General features: G+C 63.0%; 11 protein-coding genes. 4 read left to right on the top strand and 7 right to left on the bottom strand.

Annotation, left to right across the window (positions count from 1 at the left end; translation table 11 throughout):
• Positions 1–48 precede the first annotated feature (48 nt).
• Positions 49–741 carry a GntR family transcriptional regulator gene (locus tag DYE23_RS23700; protein ID WP_115328327.1) on the top strand — a complete coding sequence of 231 codons (693 nt, stop codon included), beginning with the start codon at positions 49–51 and terminating at the stop codon, positions 739–741.
• 38 nt (positions 742–779) lie between these two features.
• On the opposite strand, the gene DYE23_RS23695 is transcribed toward DYE23_RS23700, so the two are convergent.
• From DYE23_RS23695 to DYE23_RS23670, 6 genes are all read right to left on the bottom strand, one after another.
• On the bottom strand, positions 780–3,320 hold the full coding sequence (locus DYE23_RS23695; protein WP_115328326.1) for a GIY-YIG nuclease family protein: 2,541 nt from the start codon (positions 3,318–3,320) through the stop codon (positions 780–782).
• Positions 3,313–4,956, bottom strand: a complete 1,644-nt coding sequence (locus DYE23_RS23690; protein ID WP_115328325.1) for an Eco57I restriction-modification methylase domain-containing protein — start codon at positions 4,954–4,956, stop codon at positions 3,313–3,315. Before DYE23_RS23690 ends, DYE23_RS23695 begins: the two co-directional genes overlap by 8 nt.
• Complete coding sequence (locus tag DYE23_RS23685; RefSeq protein WP_235660485.1) at positions 4,949–5,569, bottom strand: DNA methyltransferase family protein; 621 nt, start codon at positions 5,567–5,569, stop codon at positions 4,949–4,951. Before DYE23_RS23685 ends, DYE23_RS23690 begins: the two co-directional genes overlap by 8 nt.
• Before the next feature lie 130 nt (positions 5,570–5,699).
• Entirely contained in the window at positions 5,700–5,996 is a 297-nt protein-coding gene (locus tag DYE23_RS23680; protein WP_057969471.1) for a DUF7701 domain-containing protein, read from the bottom strand.
• Positions 5,993–6,472 carry a RipA family octameric membrane protein gene (locus DYE23_RS23675; protein ID WP_115328323.1) on the bottom strand — a complete coding sequence of 160 codons (480 nt, stop codon included), beginning with the start codon at positions 6,470–6,472 and terminating at the stop codon, positions 5,993–5,995. Before DYE23_RS23675 ends, DYE23_RS23680 begins: the two co-directional genes overlap by 4 nt.
• Positions 6,469–6,849 carry a TIR domain-containing protein gene (locus tag DYE23_RS23670; protein WP_115328322.1) on the bottom strand — a complete coding sequence of 127 codons (381 nt, stop codon included), beginning with the start codon at positions 6,847–6,849 and terminating at the stop codon, positions 6,469–6,471. Before DYE23_RS23670 ends, DYE23_RS23675 begins: the two co-directional genes overlap by 4 nt.
• Positions 6,850–7,607: 758 nt before the next feature.
• Between DYE23_RS23670 and DYE23_RS23660 the strand changes: the two genes are divergently transcribed.
• From DYE23_RS23660 to DYE23_RS23650, 3 genes are read left to right on the top strand one after another with little or no spacing between them, the layout of a single operon-like run.
• A complete protein-coding gene (locus DYE23_RS23660) occupies positions 7,608–10,070 on the top strand; it encodes an AAA family ATPase (RefSeq protein ID WP_235660484.1) in 2,463 nt (820 codons plus the stop codon).
• On the top strand, positions 10,067–10,471 hold the full coding sequence (locus tag DYE23_RS23655) for a hypothetical protein (protein ID WP_115328319.1): 405 nt from the start codon (positions 10,067–10,069) through the stop codon (positions 10,469–10,471). The genes DYE23_RS23660 and DYE23_RS23655 overlap by 4 nt, the downstream gene beginning before the upstream one ends.
• A complete protein-coding gene (locus DYE23_RS23650; RefSeq protein WP_115328318.1) occupies positions 10,468–10,950 on the top strand; it encodes a hypothetical protein in 483 nt (160 codons plus the stop codon). The genes DYE23_RS23655 and DYE23_RS23650 overlap by 4 nt, the downstream gene beginning before the upstream one ends.
• Before the next feature lie 138 nt (positions 10,951–11,088).
• On the opposite strand, the gene DYE23_RS23645 is transcribed toward DYE23_RS23650, so the two are convergent.
• Entirely contained in the window at positions 11,089–11,778 is a 690-nt protein-coding gene (locus DYE23_RS23645; RefSeq protein ID WP_115328317.1) for an 8-oxoguanine DNA glycosylase OGG fold protein, read from the bottom strand.
• Between the last annotated feature and the right edge of the window lie 210 nt (positions 11,779–11,988).

Here is an 11,988-nt window from a genome sequence, read left to right as displayed (position 1 = left end):
CCAGCCCGGGACGCGTACATTGACCTCTAGACGTGTGGAGCTGGAGGAATGTTGGAGCTTGGGCAAATCGATCGGGCTGAGGACACGCCACCGTATCGGCAGATCGCCTACATATTGCGGCGTGCTATCGCCTCGGATCAGTTGCGGCCTGGGGACCAGCTTCCGTCGGAAGCGAAACTGATCGCGCATTTCGGCGTAGCGCGAATGACGGTCAGGCAAGCCATACAGGAGCTTCGTTCCGAAGGGCTTGTTGTGTCTGAGCACGGTCGTGGTGTCTTTGTCCGCTCGATGCCACCGATCAGAGAACGTTGGCCGCAGGAGCCGGGCTTGCCTGCCGGTGCGGATATGCCCGACTTCAATCGGTGGGGCGATGCTGCACCCCTGATCCTGCACTCCGAGACATTGCGGACACGTATGTACATCCTTGATGGGGACATCAGAGAGGTTGAATCGGTGGGTGATCCGGCGGTCGTCAACAGTATCGTCAGGAACCTCGCCGGTGTGGCACTCGCGCAAGCTGACGTTCTCGGCGGCCTCGCAATGCGGCTGCGTACTGATCTACTCGCTGCAGACCAAGTGGCTGATGTCCTCGATGCGTTTGAAGCTGCTCGCAGGACATCAGCCGAAGCGTGTAGGGCATGGCAGGCTGCCGCAAAGGCGTTGCGGCGGCCTTTTCCGGCCAATTCCGATCCTCCGACCGTCCATACGCAGGACGCACCCTCACAACGAGTGGACGACTAGCCTGATCGCCCAATAACCGAGAAGAGTGGATTCATACTTCACGCCTCCCGCGCAACAACCGTGTCGTAGAGTCCAAGATGGCTGAGACCTTCATGGCTATCAATGCCGGTGTACGACAGTGACGCGTCTTCGTAACGGCGAAAGGCGAACACCGCCTGGTTCATGTGCGTGCTGTTGAAGACATTGAGCGACACCAAAAGGTTGAAGTCAGCGACGCTCAAGCCGGTGACAGTCTTGAACAGTTCGGGTTCCAGCTTCGTGATGACGTCCTTAAGCGTGTTCTCCCGAAAGTCCGTGAGGTACATGAACGCGGGGATTCGGGTCGCGAATTTCACCAGCTTTTCTTGGATCTGCTTGCGCTTGGACTTGTACTCCTTCTCCTCCGCGGTCAGCTCCTTCTTCTCTTTGTCGCTGATGTCGTCACCCTTGGTCTTCTTGGTGTCTTTAACCTTCTCGCTCTTGTTGATCACGGTCTCGAACACGTCGCTGCCGAGTGCCCGAAAGCCCTCGATCCGCATCACGGCGTCCAATGCCGCTGGGTTGTCAAGAATCTTGCGCAATGTTTCGTTGTCTACGTTCACCAGCAGCGCCGACTCCCACTTGCGGGCTAGCAGCGTCGCAGACGTGCCGGTCATCGCGGTGTCAAGAATGGCGCCGGCGTCCACAGGCACCATGTAGGACCCGTCATAAGCCAGCACAGGCAGGAAACCGACGAGTTCTTTCACTGCGTCCTCGGGATTGGCCGCGTCCGGTCGCAGGCCCGATCCGTACTCGGCAATCTGGCGCAGTGCCCGTGTTGGGGCGAAGTCGAAGACGTAGCAGACCGGCTTGAGGGTTACCTCCAAGTTCGGGTCGTCCCCGTTTGGGTTCTTGATCGACCACGGCGACTGCACTCGGAACGCGGCCTGGAAGTAGGTTTCTGGCGATTTCAGATTGCGCAACATCAGGATTGAAGACCACTGCGGGACCGTGACACCGGTGGTGAGCTTGCCGCACGACAACGTGATGGTCTTCGTGTCGTGTCCGTTGCCGATGGCGTCGCGCACCGGTGGCAAGGCGGCCAGGCCCACGCCAGCACCCTGACCCGCCACCGTGAGGACCTTGTAGTCGTGGAAGAACGTGTTTTGCTTCTCGGCGATGAGATTGGCCATGGCGTAGCAGGAGGCGACCGACGGCAGAAACCAGAAGGAATGGTTCAGGTACGGCAATAGGCGCACGTCGGAGTACGGGAACGGGGGCTTCTTAGCCCCGAGCTTGAGGTTGTCGACTTGGGTGGCCGAATAGGCGCCGCGAATGATGTCTAGCCACTTCTGCACGCCGTCCTTGTGTTTGAACTGCGCTGCCGCACCGACACCGCCCGCGGCGAAGAACTCGTTGAGGTCGAACTCGTCGAACTCCCCCTCGGCGGCGATCGCTAGCAACTCGTCGGGCATTCGATAGGTGAGTAGCCGCATCTCGGGTAGTGCGCCGTAAGGATTCCACGCACTTGGATGGTCCTGCGCCCATTGTTGTTTGGCGCGTTGCTCATCAGTGTAGGTCCAGTTGAAAATTTGCTCTTCGATGAACTCGCCAGTCGCCAAAGCTCGAAACGGTGTGCCAGACAGGTAGAGGTACGCCTTGGTGGTGATCGGGAGGAACTCGGTTTCGCTTTCGCCCAGCTCGTCGAGTTCTTCGTTGAACGCATCGAGCTCGGGGTTGTATTCGGCGGCCGCCTCCTTTTTGGCCTCCGAGTCGTCCTCGCCTTCGAACAATTCCTTGGCGTTGTCACGCCACGCGCCGAAGTGGTACTCGTCGAAAACAACCAGATCCCAATTTGTTTCGTGCACCCACGTGTTCTTGGCTTTGATGTTGCCCAGCTTGTCCTTGCCCAGCAGATCCTGAAAGGAGCCGAAATAGACAAGGGGTCGCGACTTATCGGCCGTGGTCGGATCGGTACCGGTTGCCTTGGATAGGTACTGCCAGCCCTCAAAATCTACATGGGACTCCAGATCGCTCTGCCAGGCGTCCTCCACCGCCGGCTTGAAAGTCACTACCAGCACCTTGCGGGCTTCGAGCTCCTTCGCGAGCTGATAGGTGGCGAAGGTCTTGCCAAACCGCATCTTCGCGTTCCACAGGAACCGGGGAACAGCGCTGTCGTCCTCTGCCCAGATCGACTCAAAGTAGGTTCTTGCCTTGCCGACTGCCGCAGACTGTTCAGGACGCATTGCGAACGTCTCGTGGTGCGTCCCGCTAAACGATTGTCCGGTTCGCAACTCGGCGATGGCCGTCGCCACATCAGCGACCGTGCACGCCACCCATTCCAGCTCGGTGTTGATGAACCCTTTCGTCTTGAGCCGATCCCGCACGTTGTGATCGCTGAAAGTCGAACCGTCGTCGCGCTCCGCGAACTCGTCGAGCTGAATCGTGAAGTTCTTGATCGCCGCGGTCTTGAGTTGCTGCGCAACGCGGGTCTTGACGTCTTGGGTGGTCTGGCCGATCTTCAGCAAGCCGGCATGGGCTTCATCCTCGATCGAGTACGCGTAGATGCGAAGGCGTGCTTCGGGTTTCGCAGGCAGGAGGTCGTCAATTGGCTTAGGCATCCGACAGATCCATCGGCCGTATCATCGACTCGATAAAGCCTTGCTCCTCATCGTCGATGCCATACTTCTCGTAAAGATCAGCGTCCGTCCACGCTCTGTCCCATGGCTGCATGGGAACCCAGGTATACGTCGAGTGGGTGGCATCCTGGGTGATCTTTCGCAGAGAGACCAGGAATCGGAAGAACCTCGTCGCGTAATAGGACTTGACGCTGCGCACCTGGTCCTCTGAATCGAGATAGAAGAACAGAAACGACTGCGTGCACACGGATGGGGACGGGGCAATAAGCGGGGGGCCAAGCACGAGGTCGACGCCGGACCGTTCACGCTCACGACCGGAACCCACCTTCGGGACGAGAAGCTTCCAGGTGTCGACGAGGTGAGCGCTCTTGGTGACCTGCTCCCGCCCGATGAATCCCTTGCCGCGCTTCATCGAACGGATGTAGTACAGCGCCACGTCTCCTGGCTGCTGCACGTCGTGAAAGCCGTCGAAGTTGGACGTCCAGCCGAATTCCTTGTCCCGGGCCAGGATCGTGTTGATCGAAGGTTCACCCTTCTCAAGGACCTTGCGCAAGATGGTGAGCGACCGCGCGTCACGTACCAGCACGTCGAACTCGTTCAGTGACCGCGCCATCGGGCCGATGGTGTCCCCGCCCCGAACGGTCGTCACATTGCAAGGGCCGTCATGTGAAGAGTCTCGCAGGAAATAACAGGCGCCGCCATTGATTCCGACGGATGGGAAGACCTCCGCCGCATTCGGATAGTCGACGAGTTCGCGGATGCAAGTGTCCGAGAGCATCGTCTTCCTAAACTCGGCCAGGCCCAGGCCGCCGGCCATCCATCGCGATGGAATGACCATCGCAAGGTACCGGGGCGCAAGCTGTTTCGCCTGCTCGACGAAGTGATGATAGATCGGGATGTCCCGAGTCCCGCCGTCAGATTGAAGTTGGTACGGCGGGTTCCCGATGATGACGTCGAACTGCATATCTGCTCCGAACAGCTCGGCGGTCCGAGCCTTGATGTCGTCAGTGTGGATGAAGGCGTATGCGTGGGTTTCGAGACCGGCGCCGCGGTCGAGGGTGGTCTGACTTGCGCCGCAATAGGAGCACCTGCCGTTGATGCCCCGCCTGACCGGGTTGCCATCTGTGTCAGCGGTATCGACGAACTCGGTCGCGCCAACCCAGCGGTGTTCGAGGGGTTCGAACCAGATGTTGCCGTCCGTGTTCGTGAACGACTTGGCAACGGAGTGTTCGCCATTGGCCGACTTTGAACAGTAGACACTCCGTCGGGCCAACATTGCGGTGAGTTGGGTGATCGCGATGCCGAAGACCTGTTTGGTGAGGACGTGATCCACGCGCTCGTCTAGGTCGGGTATCTCATACTTCAAGCCCTCGGTGAGACGGGCCGTGATCTCGCGCAGAAAAACGCCCGACTTCGTGAAGGGGTCGAGGAACGTTACCGACTTGTCAGCCCAGATGACAGACCCACCATTGGCGCCAGCCCACGCGTCAGCGACAAGATCGAGCATCTGGCTGGCCAATTCCGGCGGAGTGAACACCTCGTCATTCGACAGGTTCGCGATGCAGGTCAACACGTCCGGGTTTCGGTTGCGCAGACTGAACGCAACTTGATCAGTCACTGCCCGGGCCTCCGCCTGCAATGTCGGCGACCGACAGCGTCCCATAGTCGGTTGTGGGGGTGAAGATTTCGTGCTTGCCCAGATCGGCGAAGAGGGTGTCCTCCTCGTCAAATGACGACATCTTGGTCATCGTGTCGAACCGGAAGTCTCGGCGGTGAAAGCGACCTTTGCCCAGATACGACCACTCGGCGAAGGTGATCGGCGCAGGGCAGCTCTTCCGGGTCGTCATCGTCAGTGCATCGCCGTGGACGATGTTCGCGGTCAGCACGGCGGCCGCCGCGGTGTGGAAGGGTTCTCCCGCAGCGATGCCCAGGTAGTCGGCGAAGATCGCCAGCAGGTTCTCGCGGCATTCAGCCACATTGTCGTCGAGCAGTTCGATGCCGTAGATGGACATCAGGGCCAGTAGGGCTTGGTGACGCCGCTCGAAGTCGCTCTGCCGGTACCGGGCGTGGACCGTGGCGAGCTTTCGGATGAGCACCGGCACCAGAAAGTTGCCCGAGCCACACGCAGACTCCAGGAAACGCGAGTCGATGCGCTCCGACTCATCCTTCACCAGATTCAGCATTGCGTCCACAATCCACAGGGGTGTGAACACCTCACCGTGGTCTGCCACGCGCTCCTTCGACCTCACCAAGTTCACGGGGTGAGCCTAATGAGTCGAGACACTGGAACGGGTACGCCACGACGAAAGTCGGCGCATGTCAGTGCGGGTGGCAACCTCATCTGAGGCGGCTCTGCGAGAGTCAGATGCGCTCGGCGCGAGCTCTGGCGGCACTGTGTATTGCGGTGAGGAATGGTGCATCTTCTTCTTGCACCGACGGCGCCAGCTGGTCGTAGGGGCGGATCGACTCGTGGTCTGGTTCGCTGCGGGACATCCACGCCGACCAGGCGTCGTGCACGTCGGCAGCCTGCGTGCTCTCGCCCTTGGCGCGCATAAGGACGGCGTAGAGGACGAACAGGTCGTCAGAGTCCTCCGGTAAACCGGTGCACGCGGGTAAGCAGCTCCGGATCAGCTGAGCGTCGGCATCGAGGTAACTCATGTCACCAGTCTGCCAACCAAGAGCGCGATATACAGCAAACCGAAGACGACCGGCACAATGCGCTCGACACCGCCCAGTTCGCGCAAGGCCTTGCCGAGCCTTGCACGGCGGCTGATGCCGTCATCATCAGGCATCAGCTCCGTCCACTCGTCCGTGTATGGCCTGACGGGCAGGTGCTCGTCCTCGATCCTGTTGATCACCGCGAACTTGGCCGCGTTGAGCCTGCGGTAGACGCGGAGAAGGAGCCACCAGCACACGGACACCGCGACACCAGCCACGCACACCGCGATGAACCGCAGGGTGGAATCCGGCTGCGTGGTAGACAACCCGACCACCGCGACCAGGGTGGTGTTCACGGTGAGAAAGAAGGCATTGGCCAACGCCCGCCGGGCCGAGACACGGTCCGCCATCTCCACGGCCAGCTTGTAGATGTCCAGGACCCGCGGGTCGGGCAGTGCTTCAGCTGGTTCACTCATCGCGCACCGTTCACAAGCCTCTTGAGGTTCTCCCAGGTCCAGTCGTACATCTTGTCGGTCGCCCTCGCCGTCGTCGGGCGGGTCGAGCCTTGCTGATATCCGGCGAGGAGGAAGTAGTCCACGCCCTCCGCGTGGGCGATGCCGAGCTCAACGCCAACACCAGTCGCGAGGTGGGTGTATTTGCCGCACAGGACGATCACCAACCCGCTCGCACGGATGCGGCGCCGCGCCTCTTCGCGCCACGTCGGAGAGGCCGTCTTGATGGACCAGTCGTGCACCTCGAACGGCGAGTCGGGATTCTTCGATTGGCCGATCAGCAGGTCTTTCAACCGTGCGTCGTTGTCGTAGTCGAAGCTGATGAAGGCTCGTTGCACCACGCTGCGCTCCCTTAGGCGGAAAGTCCTCCCGGCATCGCGGCCGGCCCGCGGCAAACATTGCCAGAGGCCACCGACAAGTTGCGGACGTGTCATCGCCGCTTTTGTCTCGATGGCCCAGTAGGTGCGCAGGTCGACCGCAATTTCTGCTCAGCCAGCGTCTTGCGGCTGCCGCGGTTTACTTGTGCGTTGCAGTGCCTCAGTTGCACCTCCGAAGCGCTCGCCCAACCGGCGACGGGCGGTGAGTCTACGGCTGCGGTTGCATATGGTCAGGTGCTCAATCCACTCCGTCGGCGTCGATTTCTCCGGGCGGACGTACACCAGGAACGCCGGGACTTGCGCAGCGGACCACTTCGCTTTCCGGGCTTCGGTCACCGGCACGGTGAGGCTGCCGTCCTTGTTTCGTCGCCTTCGTGCCGGTCTTGATCTGGACCCGGACACTGCCAGCAATGAACTCCAGCGTCATGCCGACCGCCAAGTGGTCCTCGCCGCTGGATGTCTCGGCATGCGCTACGCCTGCCTGCGCGAGGAGGGGCCGCAAGTACATGATGCCCAGACGACAATCTGGTCCGCCGACTTGATGGACTGTGCCCCCGCCACGGCGTCAGGCTAGGTCGCCACCGTGACGCACCGATGCTGCCAGCAGTGATTGTGCTGGATCTGTGATCTTTCTAGCCGCCTACGGGTTCACCGGCAGTCGTGTCCACCGGCCGTGTCATGCCTGTGTGCAAAGCTGCGTCCACATCCGGTTGTGAGGGGGCATGACAGTGGACGGTGCGGGGCTCGGCGGTTCGGTTGAGGCGGAGGTCTGGGAGCTACTGGCCGACAACGAGGCGGTTGCCGACGACACCGTCTACCTCGTCGCAGCGTCGATGCGGGGAGACGACGAGTTCGGCGATCAACTCGGTGGGGACGCACCGCCACCAGAGCAGCCGAAGATCGAGACGACCAGCGCTCCGCCGCCGCTACGCGCCTTCCTCCGTTCCATCACGGTGTCGGGGTTCCGCGGCATAGGCCCGCGCGCCACCTTAGAAGTGAATCCCTACCGCGGGATCACAGTGATCAGTGGTCGCAACGGCTCCGGCAAGTCGAGCTTCGCCGAGGCCCTGGAGTACGCGCTCACCGGCACCAGCTACCGGTGGGAGGCCAAGAAGGGTCAGCACTGGCAGGCATCGTGGCGGAACCTGCACGCCGGCGAACCGGCATCCATCAAGGTCGACTTCGCGATGGAACCCGACGACGACCGCACCGGGGCCGTAGCCACCGTCGGTGTGGAGTGGTCGCCGGGCTGCAACCTGAACGCGGCCGAACGCTGGTCGCAGATTAAGGGACAGAGGCGTGAGACGGTTGCCGCACTGGGATGGGATCAGGCGCTCAAGACTCACCGGCCGCTCATGTCGTACGACGAGCTCGGCGGAGTCTTCGAGGAGGGGCAGGCCGCGTTGTACGACGCGCTTGACACGCTGCTCGGGCTCGACGACGTCGCCGCGGCCGAGGGCAGGCTCAAGGACGCCGAGAAGCGGCTCGGTGGGGCGCGCAAGACGGCGAACGACGCCCGTACCCGTCTGCGCAACTCCCTGAGCGAGGTCACCGACCCGCGGGCTGAACAGGTGAAGAAGCTCACCGCGCGCGTGCCCTACGACCTCGACGCGATCAAAGCGACGACGTTGGGGACAGCGACCGAGCAGGCCGCCACCATCGCGAAGCTGCGGAAGGTCGCTGCGCTCGAAGTCCCGCCGACCGCCAGAGCCACCGAGGTCGCCAACGAGTTGCGCGCGGCCATCGAGGCGCACGTGGCCGGCGCCGACTCCGCATTGAAGGCGCTGGCCTCAAGGGCGGCGCTTCTACGCGATGCTCTGCATCTGCACGCCGACACCGGCGATGGAGCCTGCCCGGTGTGCGAGACGGGAACCCTCGACGCTGACTGGCGCGCCGCGGCCGAGGAACGCCTGAGGGCGGCTGAAGCGAGCACTACGAAGCATCAGGCCCTGGCGTTGCGACTGAAGCAGGCGAGGTCTGCGGCCGACGACTTCTTCGGAGAGGTCGCCGACGTGGCCGCAGTTGAGGGAGTCGACCTGGCCGCGCTGGCACCGTTCGCCGAGGCGCTGAAGGACGCGCGCACTGCGCCGGGCACCCTTACCGACCAGCCTGGCCATGTCGAGCTGGCCACCACGGAACTCGACCAGGCCGCCGCCGCGCTGCGCAAGGAAGCCGCAGAGCGGGCGGACAGTCTGGAGGACGCGTGGGCACCCTCCGCCGGTGCGATAGTCGCCTGGGCCGAGCTGGAGACCGCGGCGCGCAAGGACGACGCCAGCCTCGACCAGGTCAGGCGGGCGTTGAAATGCCTCCGTGAGGCAGCCGACACGCTGCGAGAGCGGCGCCTGGCACCGATGGTGGAACAGACCGGTGAGTTCTGGGAGCGGATGCGGCACGAGAGCAACGTCGATATCGGCAGTATCAGCCTCGAAGGAGTGGCCAACCGCCGTCACGTCGTCGTCGACGGTGCTGTGGACGGGGTATCGACCGGCGCGCTAACGGTGATGAGCCAAGGCGAGCTGCACGCGTTGGCGCTCGCCATGTTCATTCCGCGTGCCACCACGCCTGCGAGCCCATTCCGCTTTCTCGTGCTCGACGACCCGATCCAGGCCATGGACCCCGCCAAGATCGCGGGGTTCCTCGACGTTCTCGTGGAGCTCGGCAAGACGCGGCAGGTGATCGTGTTCTCGCATGACGACCGGTTGCCGGCTGCGATCCGCGCACGATCGGTGCCCGCCCAGCTGCTCGACGTCACTCGGGAGCAGGGGTCGTTGGTAGTGGTGAAGACGAACGACCTACCCGCGGACCGGTATGTCGCCGACGCCGAGGCACTCATCCTCGACGACGACATCGACGACCTGATCAAGCGGAAGGCGGCACCAGGCCTGTTCCGGATGGCGATCGAAGCCGCCGCCCACCAGCGGTACTTCGGCGAACGCGCGAAGGCTGGCACCGCTTACCACGAGACCGACACCGCGTGGGAGGAGGCGAAGACCACCCAGCGGAGGGTGGCGCTCGCCATTACCGGAGCCGCCGACGGGGACGTGTCCGCCTGGAAGTCGTATCGGAGGCACAGGTTCCCGACAGTGGCGATTTCCGCGTCGGGTACCCATCGCGGGGCCGAGCTGGACCGCGGCACCATCCGCGATCTCCGCGCTACCGTCCGCGACATCGTGGAGGGCCGGTGATCAGTGATGCCGAGGTCCTGCTCGCACGGGCCGATAAACTCCTCGACTCGCCGGACCGTACCGCGTTGGGCAACTCCGCCCGCTTGGCGGCATTCCTCGCGCGGCAGGCCGTGGAGGAGCTGATCGACGCCCGGTGCGCAGAGCTGACGGGAGTCCAGATAGTTGTTGGGACCGCGAGCGCGAGACTGGCGGTGCTCAAGTCCCTCGACGAGACCCCGACGGGTCCGGCGCTCATCGACGCCTGGCACCAGTTGACCGGTTTCTGTCACCACCACGCGTACCAGTTGTCGCCGACGGTGCAGGAGGTGCGGGCGCAGTGCGCCGCAGTCGAGCGGACCTGCCTCGGCGGAATGCCGGAATCGTCGTCAGGTTCCACGCCTGGCGATACGGTCATGGCGTGACAGCCCCCTTCAATCGCCCGAAGCTGACTACGCAGCAGGTCGGGTCGGCTGGGGAGCACTTCGTCGCTGCTGAGATCCACCGGCGCGGTGGCTATGCGGTGACGTTCTCCGGGAACATGCATGACATTGACTTGCTGGCCAGCGACGCCAGCCACGACCGCGTGATCAGCATCCAGGTCAAAACGAAGACGGCCGGCGCGTGGCAGACGAGCACGAAGCGGGGCAAGAAGCGGAGGGCACCCGAGGTCGAGACGAAGTACTGGGTACTCGTCGACCTCGGAAAGGCATACCCCGAGTTCTACATCGTGCCGGAGTGGTGGATGGAGAACGATATCCACACAGCGCACAGCAAGTACCTCGCGGACTCCGGCGGCCACCGCGTCAAGAATGACGCGAGTACCCACCACGCGATCCCTGTGACCCGCATCGCCGAGTGGAAGGACCGGTGGGACGTGATGGAGATCCTGCCGGCGGGGTGAGACGCAGGGGGGGTTCCGCATCCAGGACGACGCAGCGGCGAGTCGGTTCTGTAAGGCGCTCGACTGAACCCGATGTCTCGGTGCCATGTGTACAAGTCGTTCTGCGCGATGTTTCGTGCGGCCGCCCGCTTCGGTCGCTTACACAGTCGTCCAGCCCATGAGCCGTGCTTGCCGCTCGGCGATGTCGTTGAACTCGACGTGCTGCCGGCCTTCACGGTATAGGGAGGCTTCGGTGTGCAGCCACCGCCACCGTGACGAGGCGATCAGCCGACCGAACTGGTACAGCCTGAACTCGATGAGGTCGTCCGGCTCACCAAACAACTCCGACCACCGGTCGACCTCCACGCAGAAGCGTTCGTACGTCGCTGCCGTCTCCTTCCAGTATTCGCGACCGGTCAGTGTGAAAACCGCTGCGCTGACGCGGGAATCGAGGATCAGGCACCGCGACCCCGGCGAGTCCCGTTCCGAGGTGAGGTATAGGAACTTCGAGAAGAATGCAGGCCCCAAACGGGCAACCCTTCCGTGGATCGCGGTGTAGGCGGTGCGGATGTCACCGCGGCGGCTCGCTTCGGCGGCGGCTCGCAAGACGCCATTGAGCCGAGCGCGCTGTTCGGCGTCGTCGGCACTGGCGACGATCTTCGACGCGTTCCGATAGTCGCCCACCACTCCCCACGCGAGAATGTGCCAGAGGAATGTCACCCAGTCCGGTTCGTCCGTCTCCCAGCACTGCGCCGCAAGCCTGAACAACGCGGTCCGGTTGAGTTCGCTTGAGCTGAGAACGATTCCGCGATCCGCCCACCAGTTGCTTACGGGGAGTGCCTCTTGCATCCGGTCGGCCGGACCGAAAACTGGGGATTTCAGCAGATCGCCTACAGCAGCGTCTCCCTCGTGCCACATCTCGGCCCCTTTCGACGCGGCGGGGACACAGCTGATTCCCTACGCCGCGGCAAGCCTCGCACGGGGCGCCGACGTAGGCGGGAGCCTTCTCGCATTCGCGGTTGTCGCGTCGGGGACCGGTGAGACCATTGCGACATGGCT

It is taken from the genome of Mycolicibacterium gilvum, from assembly GCF_900454025.1.
Taxonomy (GTDB): domain Bacteria; phylum Actinomycetota; class Actinomycetes; order Mycobacteriales; family Mycobacteriaceae; genus Mycobacterium; species Mycobacterium gilvum.
Note: the sequence above shows the minus strand (reverse complement) of the source record. Positions and strands in the feature narration are given on the sequence as shown.

Coding starts and splice junctions, on each gene's coding strand:
- DYE23_RS23700 (WP_115328327.1), top strand. CDS start 49: ATGTTGGAGCTTGGGCAAATCGATCGGGCTGAGGACACGCCACCGTAT.
- DYE23_RS23695 (WP_115328326.1), bottom strand. CDS start 3,320: ATGCCTAAGCCAATTGACGACCTCCTGCCTGCGAAACCCGAAGCACGC.
- DYE23_RS23680 (WP_057969471.1), bottom strand. CDS start 5,996: ATGAGTTACCTCGATGCCGACGCTCAGCTGATCCGGAGCTGCTTACCC.
- DYE23_RS23675 (WP_115328323.1), bottom strand. CDS start 6,472: ATGAGTGAACCAGCTGAAGCACTGCCCGACCCGCGGGTCCTGGACATC.
- DYE23_RS23660 (WP_235660484.1), top strand. CDS start 7,608: ATGACAGTGGACGGTGCGGGGCTCGGCGGTTCGGTTGAGGCGGAGGTC.
- DYE23_RS23645 (WP_115328317.1), bottom strand. CDS start 11,778: ATGCAAGAGGCACTCCCCGTAAGCAACTGGTGGGCGGATCGCGGAATC.